Annotated in this window: 17 protein-coding genes; 7 read left to right on the top strand and 10 right to left on the bottom strand. The window is 61.5% G+C overall.

All coding sequences use genetic code 11. The features are described from left to right. Nucleotides 1–17 precede the first annotated feature (17 nt). Nucleotides 18–728 carry a DUF1223 domain-containing protein gene (locus tag BM229_RS00955; RefSeq protein WP_093927168.1) on the top strand — a complete coding sequence of 237 codons (711 nt, stop codon included), beginning with the start codon at nucleotides 18–20 and terminating at the stop codon, nucleotides 726–728. A 26-nt stretch (nucleotides 729–754) separates the two neighbouring features. Here BM229_RS00955 and BM229_RS00960 read toward each other — a convergent pair whose 3' ends face one another. From BM229_RS00960 to BM229_RS00970, 4 genes are all read right to left on the bottom strand, one after another. Further along, a complete protein-coding gene (locus BM229_RS00960) occupies nucleotides 755–1,663 on the bottom strand; it encodes a lysophospholipid acyltransferase family protein (protein ID WP_093925843.1) in 909 nt (302 codons plus the stop codon). Nucleotides 1,664–1,842: 179 nt separating this feature from the next. Next, complete coding sequence (locus BM229_RS18165) at nucleotides 1,843–2,001, bottom strand: hypothetical protein (RefSeq protein ID WP_162931827.1); 159 nt, start codon at nucleotides 1,999–2,001, stop codon at nucleotides 1,843–1,845. Nucleotides 2,002–2,075: 74 nt separating this feature from the next. Then, a complete protein-coding gene (gene purB, locus BM229_RS00965; protein ID WP_093925844.1) occupies nucleotides 2,076–3,380 on the bottom strand; it encodes an adenylosuccinate lyase in 1,305 nt (434 codons plus the stop codon). A gap of 271 nt (nucleotides 3,381–3,651) precedes the next feature. After that, nucleotides 3,652–4,863 carry a bifunctional alpha/beta hydrolase/OsmC family protein gene (locus tag BM229_RS00970; RefSeq protein WP_093925845.1) on the bottom strand — a complete coding sequence of 404 codons (1,212 nt, stop codon included), beginning with the start codon at nucleotides 4,861–4,863 and terminating at the stop codon, nucleotides 3,652–3,654. Nucleotides 4,864–5,032: 169 nt separating this feature from the next. Here BM229_RS00970 and BM229_RS00975 point away from each other — a divergent pair, with 169 nt between their 5' ends. The 6 genes from BM229_RS00975 (at nucleotide 5,033) to BM229_RS01000 (ending at nucleotide 11,841) form a co-directional block, all read left to right on the top strand. Then, nucleotides 5,033–6,187, top strand: coding sequence for a trans-sulfuration enzyme family protein (locus BM229_RS00975; RefSeq protein WP_093925846.1), 1,155 nt, complete (start codon nucleotides 5,033–5,035; stop codon nucleotides 6,185–6,187). A gap of 129 nt (nucleotides 6,188–6,316) precedes the next feature. After that, nucleotides 6,317–7,288 carry a cytochrome c oxidase subunit II gene (locus tag BM229_RS00980; RefSeq protein WP_093925847.1) on the top strand — a complete coding sequence of 324 codons (972 nt, stop codon included), beginning with the start codon at nucleotides 6,317–6,319 and terminating at the stop codon, nucleotides 7,286–7,288. Then, nucleotides 7,285–9,849 (top strand): cytochrome c oxidase subunit I, encoded by a 2,565-nt coding sequence (gene ctaD, locus BM229_RS00985; RefSeq protein WP_093925848.1) that lies wholly within the window; start codon nucleotides 7,285–7,287, stop codon nucleotides 9,847–9,849. Before BM229_RS00980 ends, ctaD begins: the two co-directional genes overlap by 4 nt. After that, nucleotides 9,846–10,247 (top strand): hypothetical protein, encoded by a 402-nt coding sequence (locus tag BM229_RS00990; protein WP_093925849.1) that lies wholly within the window; start codon nucleotides 9,846–9,848, stop codon nucleotides 10,245–10,247. The genes ctaD and BM229_RS00990 overlap by 4 nt, the downstream gene beginning before the upstream one ends. Then, nucleotides 10,244–10,819, top strand: coding sequence for a cytochrome c oxidase assembly protein (locus tag BM229_RS00995; protein ID WP_093925850.1), 576 nt, complete (start codon nucleotides 10,244–10,246; stop codon nucleotides 10,817–10,819). Before BM229_RS00990 ends, BM229_RS00995 begins: the two co-directional genes overlap by 4 nt. Beyond that, nucleotides 10,816–11,841, top strand: coding sequence for a c-type cytochrome (locus tag BM229_RS01000; protein ID WP_093925851.1), 1,026 nt, complete (start codon nucleotides 10,816–10,818; stop codon nucleotides 11,839–11,841). Before BM229_RS00995 ends, BM229_RS01000 begins: the two co-directional genes overlap by 4 nt. A 3-nt stretch (nucleotides 11,842–11,844) precedes the next feature. Here the strand turns inward: BM229_RS01000 and ligD are convergent, their stop codons facing one another. The 6 genes from ligD to BM229_RS01030 all read right to left on the bottom strand — a co-directional run bounded on the left by ligD (nucleotide 11,845) and on the right by BM229_RS01030 (nucleotide 18,470). Next, nucleotides 11,845–14,304: a DNA ligase D gene (gene ligD / locus BM229_RS01005; RefSeq protein WP_093925852.1), complete on the bottom strand. Its 2,460-nt coding sequence runs from the start codon at nucleotides 14,302–14,304 to the stop codon at nucleotides 11,845–11,847. After that, nucleotides 14,304–15,143 (bottom strand): non-homologous end joining protein Ku, encoded by an 840-nt coding sequence (ku, locus tag BM229_RS01010; RefSeq protein WP_093925853.1) that lies wholly within the window; start codon nucleotides 15,141–15,143, stop codon nucleotides 14,304–14,306. The genes ligD and ku overlap by 1 nt, the downstream gene beginning before the upstream one ends. A gap of 11 nt (nucleotides 15,144–15,154) precedes the next feature. Further along, a complete protein-coding gene (locus BM229_RS01015) occupies nucleotides 15,155–16,102 on the bottom strand; it encodes a YihY/virulence factor BrkB family protein (RefSeq protein WP_093925854.1) in 948 nt (315 codons plus the stop codon). Nucleotides 16,103–16,175: 73 nt separating this feature from the next. Next, nucleotides 16,176–17,480, bottom strand: coding sequence for a DUF3618 domain-containing protein (locus BM229_RS01020; RefSeq protein ID WP_093925855.1), 1,305 nt, complete (start codon nucleotides 17,478–17,480; stop codon nucleotides 16,176–16,178). After that, nucleotides 17,470–17,868: a phage holin family protein gene (locus BM229_RS01025; RefSeq protein ID WP_093925856.1), complete on the bottom strand. Its 399-nt coding sequence runs from the start codon at nucleotides 17,866–17,868 to the stop codon at nucleotides 17,470–17,472. The genes BM229_RS01020 and BM229_RS01025 overlap by 11 nt, the downstream gene beginning before the upstream one ends. Continuing rightward, nucleotides 17,865–18,470: a hypothetical protein gene (locus tag BM229_RS01030; protein WP_244152085.1), complete on the bottom strand. Its 606-nt coding sequence runs from the start codon at nucleotides 18,468–18,470 to the stop codon at nucleotides 17,865–17,867. Before BM229_RS01030 ends, BM229_RS01025 begins: the two co-directional genes overlap by 4 nt. Between the last annotated feature and the right edge of the window lie 250 nt (nucleotides 18,471–18,720).

The raw sequence follows: 18,720 nt of genomic DNA on the forward strand, positions 1-18,720 counted from the left end.
TATCCGTCTGGAATTTTATGAAGCCGCTGATTTATCCCGTTCTCGCCGCGCTGTCGCTGCTGGCCGCTCCTTTGCAGGCTCAGCAGGATCAGCCTGTGGTCGTTGAACTCTTTACCTCTCAGGGCTGTTCATCCTGTCCTGCTGCCGATGCAATGCTGGCCGAAATTGCGGGGCGCGACGATATTATCGCGCTGGCGCTGCATGTGGATTATTGGGATTACATTGGCTGGAAAGACCCGTTTGGCGACGCATTGCATGCCGAGCGACAGCGCGGGTATGCCGCCGTGGGGCGGCGGCGCAGCATTTTCACGCCTGAACTGATCGTGCAGGGGCAGACCGATATCGTCGGTGCCAAGCCGATGAAATTGATGGATGCGGTCGAAAAACATGCAGAGGTTGCGCCCAGCATTGCGTTGAACATTGAGCATTCCGGCGATGCTGTACAGATCAAGGCGGAGCCCTTGGCCCAGCCCTCTGGGCAGATGCAAGTTCACATGCTGCGCTATTCGCCAATGGAACGGACCAAGGTCACCCGAGGCGAGAATGCAGGCCATGTCATGGAACACAGCAACGTTGTTCAAGGTTGGCAGGTGTTGGCCAAATGGGACGGCTCGACACCGCTATCACTCACGGCAAAAGCCGAGGGCGATTTACCCGTTGTGGTGATCATCCAGCAGCAAGAACCGGGCGGTCCGGGGGCGATTCTAGCGGCAGCACGCAGCAGATAGGGCCGAAGCGCGGCTCACTTTTTGCGTCACTCTTCGTGAGGTCGCCAGCGGCGGTGAACCCAAAACCACTGTTCGGGCGTTTTGGTGATCTGCGCGGTCAGACTGTCGTTCAGCGCCTGCGTCATGGTCATCGGATCGCTATGTGGCACGGGCGCCTCTAGCACTACGTTAAAGCTTACCCCGTCGTCTTGGCGAATGCCGTAAAAGGGGATCAACAGCGCGTCATAGCGCAACGCCAGCTCCGCGGCAGAAACCGCGGTGCGGGCGGGTTTGCCGATGAAATCTAGGATCGGCGCGTGGATGACATGCTGGTCAAACAGCAGCACCAGCCGACCACCCTGTTTCAGATGCCGCACAAAACCTGCCGTGCCGCGCCGCCCCTGCGGAAACACCGGCCCGCCGAAAGCTTCGAGTGTCTTGACGTAATGGGCGTTGAAATAAGGGTTCTTCATCTCTCGATAAAGCCCGCCGATGTCATAGCCCCGCGCCACGAGGGACGCCCGCGCCGCTTCGTAATTGCCGTAATGTCCGGTCACCAAGATCACCGGGTGGCCGGTGCGGTTGGCCTCCTCCAGCGCCGCCATGCCGGGGCCGCGTGGCTCGGCATCGGCCATGCGTTTGGGGAAATCATCGGCCGAGTAATTCTCGATGAAAGACCGCCCCAGATTGTTGAGACAGCGCGTGGCGATTTCCTCGCGACGGGCGAGCGGCATCTCGGGCCAGACATGTTCAAGATTGTCGAGCGCGCGGCGGCGGTAGCCCGCCAGCGGGGCCAAGACATGCTGTACCAAGCTGCCGACAAAGCTGAGCCGCGCCTTATAGGGCAGGGCCAAAGCCGTGCGAATGATCCCGACGATCAGCAGATTGCTGAGGTAATGGCGCGCCCGGCGACCGAAGGGATAGGGCTTTTTGACTTGGGGGGCTTGGTCCGACATGGGCTCTGACAGGCTGTTAAAGTTTTCCTGACATAGCCTGCGCCGCCCTGCGCAACAAGCCATCCTGCGCGTCATAGGCCGGGGTCAGCCGTCGAAGGGCCGCGCAGTCGCAACCGCGAGGGCCGCCAAGGCGCGGCCCTCTGATCCAGCAACGAGAAACCCTGCCGCCCGTGAAAACCTCAGGCGGTGGCGTCTGGCACGCAGGTGCCGCTGCTGATGTCGAGTTTCATCCCCTCGGCGCAGGTCATGACCTGTTTGTCATGAACGCAGCCCGATGCGAGGGCGAGGGAGGGGGCCGTGAGCGCCATGAGGGCGCCGAGTGTCAGTGCGAGTTTCATGTCGTTTGCTCCTTTGACAGGCGCAGACAGGATACACCCATCTGCGCCAATCTCAAAGCGTTACGATTCCCAGATCAGTCGCCAAAGACGCGCTTGAAAATCGTGTCGACATGTTTGGTGTGGTAGCCCATGTCGAATTTCTCGTTGATGCCGTCTTCGCCAAGGGCCGCGACGACCTCTTTGTCGGCCAGCAGCAATTCGCGGAAATCGAGGCGTTCTTCCCAGACTTTCAGGGCATTGCGCTGCACCATGGAATAGGCATCCTCGCGGCTCACGCCCGCTTGGGTCAGGGCCAGAAGCACCCGCTGGCTCATGACCAAGCCGGGGAATTTGTTCATGTTGTCCAGCATGTTCTCGGGAAAAATCAGCATTTTGTCGATCACGCCAGCCAGACGGTGCAGGGCAAAGTCCAGCGTGACAGTCGCGTCAGGCCCGATGCCACGCTCAACGGAGGAGTGCGAGATGTCGCGTTCGTGCCAAAGTGCTACGTTCTCCATCGCCGGAACCACGGCCATGCGCACCAGACGGGCAAGCCCGGTGAGGTTCTCGGTCAGCACCGGGTTCTTTTTATGCGGCATGGCCGATGAGCCTTTTTGCCCCATCGAGAAGAATTCCGCGCCTTCCAACACTTCGGTGCGCTGCATATGGCGAATCTCGATCGCAACGTTTTCAATGCTGCTGGCAATGACGCCGAGCGTGGCAAAGAACATCGCGTGACGGTCGCGCGGGATGACTTGGGTCGAGATCGGCTCGGGGTTGAGGCCCAGTTTCTCGCAGACATGCTCTTCGACGCGCGGGTCGATATTGGCGAAAGTGCCGACAGCGCCCGAGATCGCGCCGGTGGCGATCTCTTCGCGCGCGGCGACGAGGCGGGCGCGGTTGCGGTCCATCTCGGCATAGAAGCGGGCGAAGGTCAGGCCCATGGTTGTCGGCTCGGCGTGGATGCCGTGGCTGCGGCCCACGCGCACGGTGTCTTTATGCTCAAGCGCGCGTTTCTTCAGCGCGGCGAGCAGCTTCTCCATGCCGACCAGCAGCAGATCAGCGGCGCGGGTCAGTTGTACGTTGAAACAGGTATCGAGCACATCCGACGAGGTCATGCCCTGATGCACGAAACGCGCCTCATCGCTGCCGACATGTTCGGCGAGGTGTGTAAGGAAGGCGATGACGTCATGTTTGGTGACGGCTTCGATTTCGTCAATACGGGCCACGTCGAATTCAACGTCTTTGGCTTTCCACACGGCGTCGGCATTCTCGCGCGGGATGGTGCCCAGATCGGCCATCGCGTCGCAGGCATGGGCCTCGATCTCGAACCAGATGCGGAATTTCGTTTCCGGCGACCAAACGGCAACCATATCGGGACGGGAGTAGCGGGGGATCATGCGCGCACCTTTTTAGGACAGGGGATGGGTCAGGGGCGGCATAAACTGACTTGCGGTTAAGGACAAGTCTGGGGTGGTGAGGGTGACGAGGGCCATCGCCTGCCCGCGGGTCGGCGATCATACGTAGGTCGGTGCCACTTTATGGCTCAACCATGATGTGCGCTCGCGAGGTTACGCCCAGCCTCACCAAATCGCCTACCCGTCCGGGCGGGCAGGCGATGGCCCGGCGCCTGCGGCTTGATTCCGGGCTGGGGTGGTCAAGTCACCGTACCTAGAGGAGTTCCGTCAGCACCGTCGAACTCCGCTCCAACGTCCGATGCACCGGACATTTATCCGCGATCTCCAACAACCGCTGGCGCTGCTCCTCGCTCAAATCCCCCTCCAACCGGATACGCCGCCGCCACGTGTCAATCTTCTCCGCAGCCCCGGTGCCCGCATCCTGCGCATGCACCTTGTCGTGGCAAACATCGACGCTCACCCCCGTCAGCGGCCATCCCTTGCGCCGCGCATACATGCGGATCGTCATCGACGTGCAAGCGCCAAGCCCCGCAGACAAAAACCCATAGGGCGACATGCCGCGATTGGTGCCGCCATAGGCCAGTGGTTCATCCGCCAGCGCGTGGTGGTGGGGGCCTGCGTTCACGTCTTGCAAGAACCCATCGGCGTCGGCCTCGGTCACACGCACGATCCCCTCCGGCGCGCCGGGGGGCGGGGCGGGGGATTTCAGCGTCATATAGCGATCCGCCCATGTGGCGATGATCTCTGCCGCATATTCGGCATCGCCCGCGCGTGTGATCAGGTGATCGGCATCGTCCAGCGTAACAAAGCTTTTGGGATGTTTCGCGGCCAGAAAAATCTGGCCTGCGTTGTCGATGCTCACAATCTCATCGCGCGGGGCGTGGAGCACCAGCAGCGCGGCTTTCAGCTTGGCGATATCAGGGGCGAGGGAGGCGCCCTGCACATCGTCGATAAAGCCCTGACTGATGGTGAAAGGCCGCCCGCCAAGGTTGACCTCAGCGCTGCCGTTGGCCGAAATCTCGGGCAGGCTCTCGGCGAAATTATGGGTGACATGGGCCGGATCGAAGGGCGCGCCGAGCGTGGCGACCGCTTTGACATGGGCCAGCTGCGCTGCGGCTTTCAACACAGCCGCCCCGCCCAGCGAGTGACCGATCAGCAGCGCCGGGGCCATGTCACGGCTGGAAAGATAGCTACAAGCGGCGATCAGGTCATCGACATTTGAGGAAAACGATGTGTTCTCAAACTCGCCCCCCGAATGGCCCAATCCGGTGAAATCAAAGCGCAGCACGGCAATGCCCATCGCCGCCAGACGCCCGGCGATGCGCCGCGCGGCGGGGATATCTTTGCCGCAAGTAAAACAATGCGCAAAAAGCGCGGTTGCCAGATGCGGCCCGTCGGGCAGGTCCAGCCGTGCGGCGAGTTCCGTGCCATCGGGGCCGGGGAAGGTTATGCGTTCGGTGCCCATGTGGCGCTCCTGAATGGGTTGCGTCAAAGGTGACATTTTCTACCGTTTGATCAAGGGCTGCGGCCGTCTGCTCACCCAAGCGTGACGCGAAAGCATTGCGCGTGATCGCATTTGCTCCGGGTTGTTGCTTTGTATACCACTCTTTTAAAACACCTGTCGGAGAACAACCTTGGCCCAGCCCCCCAAACCAAATCTGCACCCTGCCACCATCGCGGCCCAAGCCGCCGGGGCCATTGATCCTGCGTCCGGCGGGGTTGTGCCGCCAGTGCAATTCGCCACCACCTATCTGCGCGATGAGAATTACGCGCTGGTGAATCCCGATAACGTCTATCTGCGTTCGCATAACGAAAATACCCGCGTGGCGGAGCGTATCCTGAATGCGCTCGAAGGGGCCGAAGAGACGTTGATCTTCCCCTCGGGCATGGCAGCAATCGCAGCGGTCTTCCGCACCGTGCCCAATGGCGCGCGTGTGGTGGTGCAGAGCCAGATCTACTGGGGCACGACGAAATGGATCCGTGATTTCTGCGCCCGGCGTCAGATTTCGCTGCATGAGGTCGACGCCTCTGATCTGGATGCATTTGCCACGCTCTGCCGTGCCGAAAAGCCCGACCTATGCCTGATCGAAACCCCCTCAAACCCTTGGCTACGCATCACCGATATCGCCGGGGCCGCCGCCGCCGCGCATGAGGTGGGCGCGACACTGATGGTCGACAGCACGGCGGCCTCGCCCGTGCTGAGCCATCCGCTGGAGCATGGTGCGGATATCGTGATGCATTCGGCGACCAAGGGGATCAACGGCCATTCTGACGTATTGTCTGGTTCCTTGGCCACCAATGACGCAGGCGCGGCACGCTGGCAGATGATCCGCGATGACCGGAATGAGGCAGGCGCGGTAATCGGCCCGATGGAGGCATGGTTGCTGGCGCGCGGCATGCGGACCCTACCGCTCAGGATGCGCGAGATGTCTCGCAATGCCATGACATTGGCCGAATTTCTGGCGGATCATCCGCAGGTCGAACAGGTGATGTACCCCGGTCTGCCGGACCATCCCGGCCACGCCCTTGCTGCGCAGCAGATGAGCGGCGGGTTCGGCGGCTTGTTGTCCTTTGTCGTCAAGGGCGGGGCCGAGGCGGCGCTTAAAGCGGCGGGGCGGTTGCAGCTTTTCCACCGGGCGACTTCGCTTGGCGGGGTGGAAAGTCTTGTTGAGCATCGCCACACCATTGAGCCCCACACTGGGATCCCCGAAGGGCTGCTGCGACTGTCGGTCGGGATCGAGGATGTCGACGACCTTGGTGCCGATCTGGGCCAAGCGCTCGGTCAATAGGCAGGTGGGCTGGCGGCCGTCCTTTGAGGGTCAAATTCGCACAGGGCGGCCCTGTTCCCACGAGGCGGCCTGTGCCACTCTGACGTGAAACCTTGACCGATGTGCAAGCAGGATGACGGAGCCAAAACCATGCGCCTGATGCTGATCTGCCTAAGCTTTCTGGCTCTATCGGCCTGCGAAGGCCGGCAATCGGTGTTGAGCCCCGCCGGGCGCGATGCGCAGGATGTCTTGTCGCTCATCTGGGTGATGTTCGGCGGCGCGGTTCTGCTTTGGCTGCTGCTGGCAGCAATTTTTGTCTATGTGACCCGCGTGGAGCCGCGCGAAATGCCGCGCCGTTGGGGGGAGATGCTGATCGTCGGCGGCGGGGTGATCTTTCCGGTCATCCTGCTGGGGGCGCTTTTGACCTACAGCCTGCCGATGATGAAACCCCAACGCGAGGCCGATCCGGGTCTTAAGGTCCACATCACCGCAGAACAATGGTGGTGGCGGGTGGATTATGAATTGCCCGATGGCAGCCGCGTGACCTCGGCCAATGAGTTGCGGCTGCCTACGGGGCGGCGCACCGGGTTGGTGCTGAACGCGCATAAGGTGATCCACGCCTTCTGGGTGCCCGCCCTTGGCGGCAAGGTCGATATGATCCCGGGGCGCGAAACCTATCTGTCGTTCTTCCCCGAGGAGCCGGGCGTTTACCGGGGTCAATGCGCTGAATTCTGCGGCGCGTCCCATGCGCTGATGGCGTTTGAAACGGTGGTAATGACGCCCGAAGACTTTGCCGAGTGGCTGACGGCTGAGGCCGAAGCAGCCACCGCGCCCGCCAGTGGAGAGGCCGTTCGTGGGGCGCAGGTCTTTACCCGCGAGGGCTGCGGCGCTTGCCATAGCGTGCGCGGCACACCGGCGGTGGGGCAGGTGGGGCCGGATTTGACCCATGTCGGCAGCCGCAAGAGCATCGGTGCTGGCATTCTGAACGGCAGCGAAGAAGATTTCGCCCAGTTCATCGCCCATACCGAAAGCCTGAAACCCGAGGTCGCCATGCCAAGCTATAACCATATCGCGCCCGAAGACCTGCGCGCGCTGGTTGCTTATCTCAAGGGGCTGACATGACAAAACCCGCATCGCTTCCCGTGGCCGAAGGGCCATATCCGCCAAGCGAGGCGGCCTTGGCCGAACCGGTACCGCAGGCCGAGCAGCAGCGCGGCGCCGAGGAGTTGCGCGCGGCGTGGAAGACGCCGCAAGGCTGGCGCTATGTCACCGCCGTCAATAACTCTGAAGTGGGCAAGTGGTATGCGCTGACGGCGCTGGCCTTTATGCTGATTGCAGGGGTGCTGGCGCTCTTGATGCGAGTGCAATTGGCCTTTCCGGACATGACCTTTTTGGACGCGGACCGGTTTAACCAGTTCTTCACCATGCACGGCTCGGCGATGATGTTTCTCTTTGCCGTGCCGATGTTCGAGGCGATATCGATCCTGCTGCTGCCCGCCTTCCTCGGTGCTCGGGACATGCCGTTTCCCCGGTTATCTGCTTACGGATATTGGTGTTTTCTGATCGGTGGCTGCTTTGTGCTGGGCTCGCTTCTGTTCGATTCCGGACCCAAGGCGGGCTGGTTCATGTACCCGCCGCTTGCCACCAAAGAAGAGGGGATCGGCCCCGATGTTTGGCTTTTGGGGCTGAGCTTCATCGAAGTCGCCTCTATCGCAGCAGCGGTTGAGTTGATCGTCGGCGCGCTGAAATGCCGTCCGCCGGGGATGCGGGTTAACATCATGCCGCTCTATGCGTGGTATGTGCTGGTTGTGGGGGGTATGATCCTGTTCGCCTTCCCGCCGCTTATCGCCGGGGATTTCCTTTTTGAGCTGGAGCGGTCCTTTGACTGGCCGTTCTTTGACCCCACGCGCGGGGGCGATCCGATCCTGTGGCAACATCTGTTTTGGATTTTCGGGCATCCGGAGGTCTATATCGTCTTTCTGCCCTCCATCGCCATCGCCGCGATGATCGTGCCCACCGTCGCGCAGCGGCCCATCGTGGGCTATTCGTGGATCGTGTTGAGCGCGGTTGGCACCGGGTTCCTCAGCTTCGGGCTCTGGGTGCACCACATGTTCACCACCGGGCTGCCGCAGATTTCACTAGGGTTCTTTTCAGCGGCGTCTGAGGCGGTCGTGATCCCCACGGGCATCCAAATCTTCGCCTTTGTCGCCACGCTGATGGTGGGGCGGGTGAAGCTGACACTGCCGATGCTCTGGATCGCGGGGGCCTTGGCGATCTTCGTCGCGGGCGGTCTAACGGGGGTTATGCTGGCGATCGTGCCGTTCAACTGGCAGGTGCATGACACCTATTTCATCGTGGCGCATCTGCATTACACGCTTTTTGGCGGCATGGTTTTCCCGGTGATCTCGGGGGTCTATTACTTCTATCCCTTCATGGCCAAAAAGCTGCTAAGCGAACGCTTGGGTCTCTGGGCCTTCTGGCTGATCTTCTCGGGCTTCAACATCACCTTTCTGCCGATGCACCTGACCGGGCTGATGGGCATGCCGCGCCGGGTGTTTACCTACCCCGAAAGTTCCGGCTGGGGCTGGCTGAACCTGATTTCGACATTGGGGGCTTTCATCATTGCGGCGAGCTTTGCCGTGTTCCTCTATGATCTGCTGCGCCCGAAAAAGGCCCAAGGTGAGATCCCGCGAAACCCTTGGGGTGCGGGCACGCTTGAGTTTTCCCATGAGGTGCCAGAGGAGGCGTGGGGCGTGCGCTCTGTCCCACATGTCACCTCGCGCTATCCTCTGTGGGACCAGCCGCAATTGGTCGAGCGAATGGACGCGGGCCGCTACTATCTGCCCGATGCGCCAGATCATCAGCGCGAGACCATTGTGACCAGCGTCATAGACGCCAAGCCCGTGCATGTGCAGCGTGTCACCGGGCCTGCGTGGATCACCATCCTCGCCGCGATTTTCACCGGCGGGGCGTTCATCTTTCCCACCTTTCACATCTACACGCCTGCCATCATCTGCGGGGCCTTCGCCATTGTCTGCATCATGTATTGGCTCTGGACCACCACCGCCCGCCCTCCGAAGGAAGAGATGCGCGATGCGGGGCTGGGCCTGCGCCTGCCGACCTATGCGTCTGGCCCGGATTCTGTCGGTTGGTGGGCCATGTGGATCACCATGTTGGGTGATGCCACGGCCTTTGCCAGTGTGGTTTTCGGGTTCTTCTTCTACTGGACCGCACGGTCTGATTTCCCGCCCGAGGGGGCACTGCACCCTCTGGGCCTTTGGGTCGGGGTGGCAGCGCTGGCGGGTGTGGCAGCATGGGCGCTGACGCTCGCGGCACGCGAAGCGAATATGCGCGGAAAGCTGGGATTGGCCCGCGCCGCGCTGGTCTTGGCACCATTGGCCGCGGCTGTGGCGGGTGTGGCCGCTTGGACCGCCGTTCGTGATCTGGACCCGACCTCTCATGTTTACCCGGCAATTCTCTGGGCGCTGATGGTGTGGTTGGTGGCGCATCTAAGCGTGGGTGTGTTGATGCAGGGCTATTGCCTGGCCGCGAGCGTTTTTGGCAAGCTGACTCCGCGCTATGATGCCGATCTGCGCAATGTCACACTTTATTGGCATTTCATGGCCGTAAAAGTGGTGGTGACCGCCGCGATCCTGGGGCTTGCACCGGGGTGGCTGTCATGAGCGACATTCGCGACGAACAAGACGCCCATGAGTTTCGCGCCGAGGCGCTGAGCCTGTGGCGGATCACCTTCAGCCCATTGATCTGGGCGGTGTATTTCACGGTGTCTTATGGGACGGCAGCCGTCGTCTGTGCCAAGGGCGGGGCCGGGGCGGTGGCGCTGCTGCGGCTGGGCATTGGGATCGGCACGTTGATTGCGCTGGCGCTGATCCTTTGGCTGGCATGGGGCGCATGGCGGCAATGGGATATGCCCCGCGACCGCGAGTGGGAGAATGACGCGGGAACAAGCGAAGACCGGCATCAATTCCTTGGTCACGCGGCGTTTTTGCTGGCGGTAATCTCTTTCATCGGAGTGGTCTATGTATCGCTGCCTGTGCTGCTGATCGGCAGCTGCGGATGAGGGTAGGGCTGGGATATGCCGGGCTGGCGCTGCTGGCTGTGCTCTGGATTTTGCCTCTGGGGCAATGGCTCGGCGCCGACTTTCCGCATCACATGCTGCGGCATATGGGGCTGGTGGCTGTGGTGGCGCCGCTGCTGGTGCTAGGTTTTCCAAAGGTCACAGCGATTTTCGCCCCGTCGCCGCTTTTGGGCGCGGTGGTTGAGTTCGTCGTCGTCTGGGGCTGGCATTTGCCCGCATTGCACGGCTGGGCCGATGGCGGCTGGCCGGGGCTGGTGCTTGAACAGCTAAGTTTTGCTCTGGCCGGACTGCTGGTCTGGGCCGGATGTCTGCGTGGGGAGCCGTTGGCCGGAGCAGGCGGGCTGCTGCTGACCTCCATGCATATGACGCTGCTGGGGGCGTTGATTATCCTTGCCCCACGCGATCTTTATGCTGCGATCTGTGGCCGTGCGCCGGATTTGGATGCACAGCAGTTGGGTGGGCTATTGATGCTGGGGATCGGCACGCCGATTTATCTGGTCGCAGGATTGGCGCTGATCGCTAAGGCGCTGGAAGACAAAAGGGAAATGGCATGAAACGGGTGATCCAGACCCTCGCCGCAGTAGCGGCAACTGGTGCCGTGGTGGCAGTTTCTGTCGTCGCGATCGGGCTTTACAATGTTTCGGCACGCGAGGGGCATATGTGGGGGGTGACATGGTTGATGCACACGACTTTTAAACAGTCGGTCAAACTGCGGGCGCCGGGGCCAGACGAGGTGCCAGATGATCTAGGCTCGCCAGATCGGGTGAAGCTCGGCGCGTTGCATTTCAAAAACGCCTGCGCCTTTTGCCATGCGCTGCCGGGGCAGCCGCAAGGCGCCGCGGCACAGGCGATGGAGCCGACCCCGCCGCATGTCAGCAGCATTACCGGTTGGACACCGGGAGAGATGTTTTGGATCGTCAATGAGGGCGTAAAAATGACCGGCATGCCGCATTGGCCTGCCAAAGATCGCGACGATGAGGTTTGGTCGGTCGTGGCCTACCTGAACGCGCTGCCCGATGGGGCGGGGCAGGTGGCGCTGGCAGGCGAAGGGCGCGGGCGGGCGAGCTGTGCACAATGCCATGGCGAAGGTGGAGAAAGTGGCAACAGCCATATCCCGCGCCTTGATCTGCTTACCCCCGGCCAGATCGCCGAGGCGCTGCGCCAGTATCGCAGTGGCCAGCGACAGAGCGGCATTATGCAAGAGGCAGCGATGGCGCTCAGCGACAATGAGATCGCCACGTTGGCGCAGACGTTCGGTTCATCCAAAGGTCCACGGCGGCAGTCCGAACCTGCGCCCGAAGCCACAACCCCCGGTGCGTTGCTGGCGCAGCGTGGCACTGGCGATGTGCCTGCCTGCACCGTCTGTCATGGTCCGGGGCGGCAGGCCGACGCGCCCATCGCGCCGCTGCTGACCGGGCAAAGCCGCGACTATTTGACGGGGCAACTCAGACTGTGGCGTAACGGCAATCGGGGCGGTGGAGAACGGGCGCGTTTAATGCGCAAGGCTGCGCAGGATTTAAGTGATGCGGATATGTCGGCCTTGGCGGACTATTTCGCGGGGCTTCCTGCTGAGTAGCCCTTAGCCCTCAGACCACGTCTGTAACTTTTCGATCACCCCATCGGTCAGCGATTGCAGTTCTTCTTGCACCTTAAGCGCCGGGCAGGGCCGATCCAGCCGCGCAGCCATATCGCCCATGCGGAAGCCATTAGCGCTGTCGAGTTTCTCCAACTCATCCCAAGTCACTGGCACGGCCACCGGCGCACCGGGGCGGGCGCGCAGGGAATAAGGCGCGATGGCCGTGGCGCCGCGTTCGTTGCGCAACCAGTCGATGAAAATGCGGCCCTTGCGCTTGGCCTTGGACATGGTCGCGACATAGCGGTCAGGGTTTTGGGCGGCCATGACATGGGCGAAGGTTTTTGAGAAAAGCTTGACCGTGTCCCAGCCGCGTGTTCGGCGCAAGGCCAGCCAGACATGCACGCCCTTGCCGCCAGTGACGATGGCCCCCGATTGCAGGCCCAGAGCCGTCAGCGCATCGCGTACCTCGAAAGCCGCAGCGCGTACATCGGGCCAGTCCAGCCCCTCATCTGGATCAAGGTCAAAGACCAGCCGGTCGGGGCGGTCCAACCGATCCACCCGCGCGGCCCAGATATGATACTCAATGCTGCCCATCTGCGCCGCCGCAATCAGGCTGTCGGGCCGTGTGGCATAGAGGTAATCTGCTGCGTCGCCGCCACTTTCCTCGATTGAGACCCGCGACAGCGCGTCGGGCATCCCGCCGCTGTCGTGTTTTTGAAAGAAACACTGTCCGTCGATCCCCGAAGGGCAGCGGAACAGCGACAGCGGACGGTGGCCCATCAGGTCGATCATGCGCGGGCCGACGCGCGCGTAATGCCGTGCCACATCGCCCTTGGTGCAGCCCGCATCGGGGAAAACTTTGCGGTTGGCATTGCTGATCTGAACGCCACCAACCCTGCTGTCATCGGCCATCTGCAGCTCCTCTTGCGGTTCTTCCACGGTCACTTGGGTCGCGTCCTTATCGTGGCGCAGGCCCAGAAAACTGCCGTGCCGGATCACGCCATCGGCGGTGAACTCGGTGAAATCCACCTCTGCCACCAGATCAGCGCGGACCCATTTGGCATCGCGGGCAACCTCGGGCGGCACGTCCCGCGCGGGCGGGGTCTTGCGGGCGGTCATGGCGCGGGCAAGGTCATTCATCATCTCTTCGGAGAACCCCGTGCCGACGCGCCCCTTGTAGCGCAACTCTCCCCCCTCATGGCTGCCGAGCAGCAGTGAAGCAAAGGCGCGGCCTTTTTTGTCAGAAGGGGAATAGCCGATGATGACAAACTCCTGCCGCCGGGTGCATTTGATCTTGAGCCAGTTCTTGCTGCGTCTGCCAGAGTAGGGCGCGTCGATGCGCTTGCTGATGATCCCTTCCGCTCCGGCTTCACAGGCACGTTTGAACACTTCGGGGCCGTGGCCGACCACATGCTCGCTCAGCCGCAGCGGTCCGCCTGCGGGGAGGCCAGAAAGCAGTTTGGCCAGCCGTGCGCGGCGGTCGTCTTGTGCTGTGTCGCGGAAATCCTCGCCATCAAGCGACAACAGATCGAAGGCGTAGAAAACCAGCGGATGCTCCTCTTTCAGCGCCCGCTGCAACGATGAGAATGCCGAACCTTTGATCTTGGCCGCCATGACCTCTCCATCCAGCAGGGCCCGGTCGCAGGGCAGAGCGTCAAAAGCATGAGCCAGCCCGTTGAACTTCTCGGTCCAATCCTTGCCTGAGCGGGTGTAGAGCCGCGCACCGCCCTTGCCGAGGGAGACAAGACAGCGGTAGCCGTCGAACTTGGTTTCATGCATCCAGTTCTCACCCTCTGGCGCATCGCTGACGAGGGTGGCGAGTTGTGGTCTGACGAAGGCCGGGCGTTTGCCTTTGCGTTTGGGGCTTGGGTCAGCCAGTTTTTTCGCGGGGGCGTCCTTGGCGATCTCGGCCATGGTGCGACCCGTGGTGGTCGACCGGGCGGTGCCCTCGGTCAGGCCGTCGGGCTGATCTCGGGCATAGTCATCGCGCTCCTTAATCAGCAGCCAGTTTTCACGCTTTTCCCGGCCCCGCATCCGCACCAGCGTCCAACCGCCCTGCATCTGCTGGCCTTGCAGCGTGAACTTGAGCTTGCCGTCTTTCAGCCCCTTGGCGACATCGCCCTGTGGCATCCAAGTGCCACGGTCCCAAAGCATCACCGTGCCGCCGCCGTATTGGCCCTTTGGGATCGTCCCTTCGAACCCGCCGTAGTCGAGCGGGTGGTCCTCTGTCCGCACGGCAAGACGCTTTTCTGAGGGGGCGGGGGAGGGGCCTTTGGTGACGGCCCAACTCAGCAGCACGCCTTCCCATTCAAGGCGAAAGTCATAGTGCAGGCGGGTGGCATCGTGTTTCTGAACGACGAAACTCTGCCCCGCACCGCTGCCGATCTGGCCGCGCGGCTCGGCTGTCGCCTCAAAGTCACGTTTGGCATTGTAGCTGGCGAGCCTGTCGGGTGATTTGGCCATTACGAAGCCTTCTTGCGCGGCGCCTTTTTCTTGGCGCTGGATTTTCCGCCGCCCGCTTCTTCCAGGCTCTCTTTCAGCGCGCCCATGAGGTCGATGACGTTCTCGCCCTCAGCAGGATCATCATCGCCGGTCTGCACGCGCGGGGTCTTTTTGTTTTTCACCTTGGCATCCAACAGCTTTTGCATCGCTTGGGCATATTTGTCGGTATAGGCGGAGGCGTCGAAGGGCGCGGTTTTCTTGTCGATGAGGGAGGTTGCGACCTCAAGCAACTCCTTGTCGGTCTTGTCGTCCTCGATATCGGTGAAAATCTGATCCGCCTCGCGCAGCTCATCGGCATAGTGCAGCGTCTCCATCAGCAGCCCGTCGCCGCAGGGTTTGACGCAGGCGAGGTATTCTTTGCCACGCATGGTGACCTGACCCAGCCCCACTTTGCCCGCCTGCCGCAGCGCGTCACGCACCACGCGGTAGGCATCTTGGGCCAGATCGTCAGAGGCGGTGATGTAATAGGGTTTATCGAAATAGAGCGGCGAGATTTCGCAGGCGTCGACGAATTGCACCAGTTCAAAGGTCTTTTTCGTCTCCAGCTTGATCTGATCCACGTCATCAGGGTCAAGCAGGATGTATTCGTCATTGCTGACTTCATAGCCCTTGACGATATCCTCGGCCTTTACCGGGCCGATGCCGGGCACGGATTTCTCATAGCGCACGCGTTTGCCGGAGGGTTTGTGAATTTGCCGAAAGGTCACTTTGGAACTGGTCTTGGTGGCCGAGAATATCTCGACCGGGATCGACACCAGCGAGAGGCGAAGCTGACCCTTCCAAAGTGCGCGCGGTGCCATGATCTTTTCTCCTACTTACCCTTGGCGCGGCCCAGCCGGTCTGCCTTGACCGCATCGCGCTGGCCCATCGGTTCATCCGGTCCGGTGGTGCTGTCTTTGCGGGTCTGGGCTTCCATTTCAGAATTGAACTCAGCGCCCAAGAGCACGATGAATGCCGAAATCCAGAGCCACATCAGCAGGATGATCGCACCGGCCATGCTGCCAAAGCTTTCGTTGTAGCTGCCAAAGTTGCTGACGTAGATCGAAAAACCGACCGATGCGACGATCCACAGGATGCAGGCGATGACAGAGCCGGGGGTGAGCCATTTCCATTCGGCATTGTCGCGGGCGGGGCCATAGCGGTAAAGCACGGCCAAGGCGAGCGTCGTAAGTGCGGCGAGCAACACCCAACTGCCGTAAGTAAGCAGTGTCTCGAACCAATCCGGCAGAGCGAGGAAGGCCACGATAGCCGGCACTGCTAATGTCGCGCCGAGGCCCAGAAGCAGCACGCCGATCAACATAAGGGTAAGACCCAGTGTCCAGATCAATTTCGCGACGAACCCGCGGGTTTCATTTTCGTCATAGGCGACATTCAGCCCTTCCATCAGGCTGCCTACACCTTTGGAAGCAGAGTATAGGGCAAGGCCCAAGCCGATCAGGAAAGCCCAGCCAAGGCCGGTCTCTTCAGAACCGGTGACGGCGACGGCCTGATCTAGAATGATGTTGGCCGCTTCCTCGGGGATGAGGTTGATGAGCGCTTCAAGTTGCGCAGTCACCTCGGCAGGTTCCATCACCAGACCGGCGAGCGCCATGAGGGCGGTGACAGCAGGAAAAATCGCCAATAACGCGTAGAATGCCACGCCAGCAGCAACCAGCGACACGTGGTCCGTCGCGATTTCGTCCTTGACCCGCAGCAGGATGTCTTTCCACCCGGGGGCCGGTATCTCCATCGGCGTTTCCGCTCCACGTCCGCGCGCCATAGGTAAACCTCTGTCTGTTGATATTATCTAAAAAATGCCCGCCCCCATTTGTAGGGACGGGCCGTTGGGTAGGTCAGTTGTTGACGTCGCCGAGCTTTTGCTTGTCGGCTTCGCTTTTGGCAGCGTCAGCGACGCGCTGGCCGCTCTGCTTGGCTTTTTTGACTGCCGCATCGGCTGCGGTGTCTTCATCGGCTGCAGCATCGGCACTATCTTTGGTCTCTCTCAAAACCTTTCCAGCTTCGTCAGTCGCAGCCTTGGCCACTTTGCCCAGTTTCTCACGCTCTTCCGAATAGATACGCTCGGCTTCGTTAAAGAGCGCGTCACTGTGTTCGCCCATATAGGCGTCTTCGGTGCGGCTACGGGGCAGGGCGGCGCCGATCGCGGCTCCTACGGCCAATGCAAGTGCACCGGCGACAAAGGGATGCTCTTCGAAGAGGTCCGAGGCACGTTCGCTGCCCTGTCGGGCATAGCGGCCACTGGCGTTCCAAGCGTCAACCGCGGCGGCACGGGCCATGACGATCCGTTCACGTGCTTCGGCGCTCATATGCTCGGTTCCTTCGGACAGACGGTCACGCAGGGCATGGGCACGTTCATTCGCGGCGTTTGCACTGTCACGAACACTGTGTACGGCACCGCTGGCGGTGTTGTGCACGCTGTCGACTGCCGAACTTGCGCCGTATGCCGCGCGGTCGCGTGCATAGCGTGCACCGCTGGCAACAGACGATCCAGCAGAGCGGGCCCGACCGGCGGCTGAACTAGCGACGCCTTTTACGCCACCCGCAGCAGAGCTTGCGGCGCCGGATACGCCACTTGCAGCGGAACCTGCGGCCCCCGAAACGCCGCTCACCGCGGAGCCTGCGGCCCCTTTTACGCTGCCAGCGGCAGAGCGGGCACGGTCGCCTAGGCCACGGCCATCTTCGTCATCGTGGTGCACATCGCGCGCCCACGCAGGGACGTTATCGCCAGCGCCACGGTCGGCGCCGTAGTTGGACGCATATGCGCTTGCCGGGGCTGTCGAGCGGTGTGCGTCGCGCACAGCGGGACGGTTTTGCGTGTTGGTGACAGGGACGGGCACAGGATGCGCACGATCCCGGTCGAGCCCCTCATAGCTACGGCTGTCACGTTTGTTCCCGCTGCCGAACATCATCCATGCGAGACCTGCACCCGTTAGGGCCAAAGCCACCGGGTTACGCTTGGCCGCATCTGAGACGGACCGACCCCAATCGCTGCCATGTTCGCGGAACTGGTCTGAGAACTGGCGAGCAATGCCTTCCACCGAGAAACGGTCCTGAAGGTCGTCTAGCGTACTGGCCAAACCGGCACGCTCGTGTTCGATTTCGCGTTCAATTTCTTCGGGGTTTCTGGAGTCATTTGTCATCGTAAACCTCCTTCATGGTCTGTGCGTCACGCTTGACGTTTTTGGCGGTGCGGGTTGGTGCAAGGCTGTTCAACTTCAGATCATTGGTGCCTTTCTGGATCATCACGTAAGCGACGATGGCAAGCAGAACGCCGACAATCACAGCCGACCAGCCAGCGGCGATGCCTGCTTCGGTCAGTGCGGCCACCAGTGCGGCGCTGAGAACGTTAAGCGCGGTCAGCGCCACAACCACAGCACCAACGATCAGACCAATGGCCACGCCCGCATGCTTCAGGTTTTCATTCACTTCCGCGCGGGCCAGATCGACTTCCTTGCGCATCAGTGAACTGACATGGGAAAGCGCTTCGGTCAGCAGGCTCCCGGCGGATTTATTGCTTTCAGTGGTCATGCTTTCTCTCCTGTTACGACGTTGGGCGCGGCAGGTTGCTTGGCAGTGCGGCCGGGAACGGTGCTGGCTGCACCGGTCGGCGGCGTGCCGGGCATGGGCGGATCAATACGGTCGTCATCGTCATATTCGACGCCTGAACCACCATAGCCACCGCTGGGGCGCGAACCGGACGCTTTGGCAAAGCGGGTAGCAACAAAGCCAAGCAGCGCAGCACCACCAAGGAAGGTCAGCGGATTACGCTTGGCAAAGCCATTTAGGTCGTCGACGACTTCACCCAGGTCTTTGTCACGCATCGTTTCCGACACGTCGGCTAAACCATCAGCAAGCTGGCTAAAGCTGCGCTCTTGCGGGGAGCCGCTGCGCAGTTCATCGGCAGCCGTGCGCAGGGCAGAAGAAACGCTTTTGACTTCGTCGGCAGCCGTGTCGCGGGCTTGGTAGGCATAGTTGGTCGCTTCGGCAGAAACGGTGTCGGCCACGTCGCGGGCCTGTGCCTTGGCGGATTCCGCGGCGCTGTTCGCGGCGGCGGCAGCTTTGTCTTTTGCAGCGGCGGCCTGCTCTTTAACGGCAGCAGTTTGGGTCTGTGTATTCTTGTCTTCGGGCATGGTGACCTCCATTAAAATACGAGATTCAAGATCGCGAGAACGACCACGATCAGGCCGATAAGGTAGAAAATTCCGTGCATGGGTCTCTCCATTCGTCTGCGTCGATTATCTAATCTACAGACCAACGACTGACGCTGCGGGCAGTTCCGCGAGGGCTTCAAAAGAAAGCTGGGAACCCTTTGGCATGCGGCGATTAAACGAGGACAGAACCAGGGCGGAGGCCATAAACGCAAGCGGCGCGCCCCATAAG

Origin of the sequence: Sulfitobacter dubius, from assembly GCF_900113435.1 — a bacterium.
Taxonomy (GTDB): domain Bacteria; phylum Pseudomonadota; class Alphaproteobacteria; order Rhodobacterales; family Rhodobacteraceae; genus Sulfitobacter; species Sulfitobacter dubius.

Coding starts and splice junctions, on each gene's coding strand:
- BM229_RS00970 (WP_093925845.1), bottom strand. CDS start 4,863: ATGGGCACCGAACGCATAACCTTCCCCGGCCCCGATGGCACGGAACTC.
- purB (WP_093925844.1), bottom strand. CDS start 3,380: ATGATCCCCCGCTACTCCCGTCCCGATATGGTTGCCGTTTGGTCGCCG.
- BM229_RS01000 (WP_093925851.1), top strand. CDS start 10,816: ATGAAACGGGTGATCCAGACCCTCGCCGCAGTAGCGGCAACTGGTGCC.
- BM229_RS01015 (WP_093925854.1), bottom strand. CDS start 16,102: ATGGCGCGCGGACGTGGAGCGGAAACGCCGATGGAGATACCGGCCCCC.
- ligD (WP_093925852.1), bottom strand. CDS start 14,304: ATGGCCAAATCACCCGACAGGCTCGCCAGCTACAATGCCAAACGTGAC.
- BM229_RS00955 (WP_093927168.1), top strand. CDS start 18: ATGAAGCCGCTGATTTATCCCGTTCTCGCCGCGCTGTCGCTGCTGGCC.
- BM229_RS00990 (WP_093925849.1), top strand. CDS start 9,846: ATGAGCGACATTCGCGACGAACAAGACGCCCATGAGTTTCGCGCCGAG.
- BM229_RS00980 (WP_093925847.1), top strand. CDS start 6,317: ATGCGCCTGATGCTGATCTGCCTAAGCTTTCTGGCTCTATCGGCCTGC.
- BM229_RS01030 (WP_244152085.1), bottom strand. CDS start 18,470: ATGCCCGAAGACAAGAATACACAGACCCAAACTGCTGCCGTTAAAGAG.
- BM229_RS18165 (WP_162931827.1), bottom strand. CDS start 2,001: ATGAAACTCGCACTGACACTCGGCGCCCTCATGGCGCTCACGGCCCCC.
- BM229_RS00995 (WP_093925850.1), top strand. CDS start 10,244: ATGAGGGTAGGGCTGGGATATGCCGGGCTGGCGCTGCTGGCTGTGCTC.
- ctaD (WP_093925848.1), top strand. CDS start 7,285: ATGACAAAACCCGCATCGCTTCCCGTGGCCGAAGGGCCATATCCGCCA.
- ku (WP_093925853.1), bottom strand. CDS start 15,143: ATGGCACCGCGCGCACTTTGGAAGGGTCAGCTTCGCCTCTCGCTGGTG.
- BM229_RS01020 (WP_093925855.1), bottom strand. CDS start 17,480: ATGACAAATGACTCCAGAAACCCCGAAGAAATTGAACGCGAAATCGAA.
- BM229_RS01025 (WP_093925856.1), bottom strand. CDS start 17,868: ATGACCACTGAAAGCAATAAATCCGCCGGGAGCCTGCTGACCGAAGCG.
- BM229_RS00960 (WP_093925843.1), bottom strand. CDS start 1,663: ATGTCGGACCAAGCCCCCCAAGTCAAAAAGCCCTATCCCTTCGGTCGC.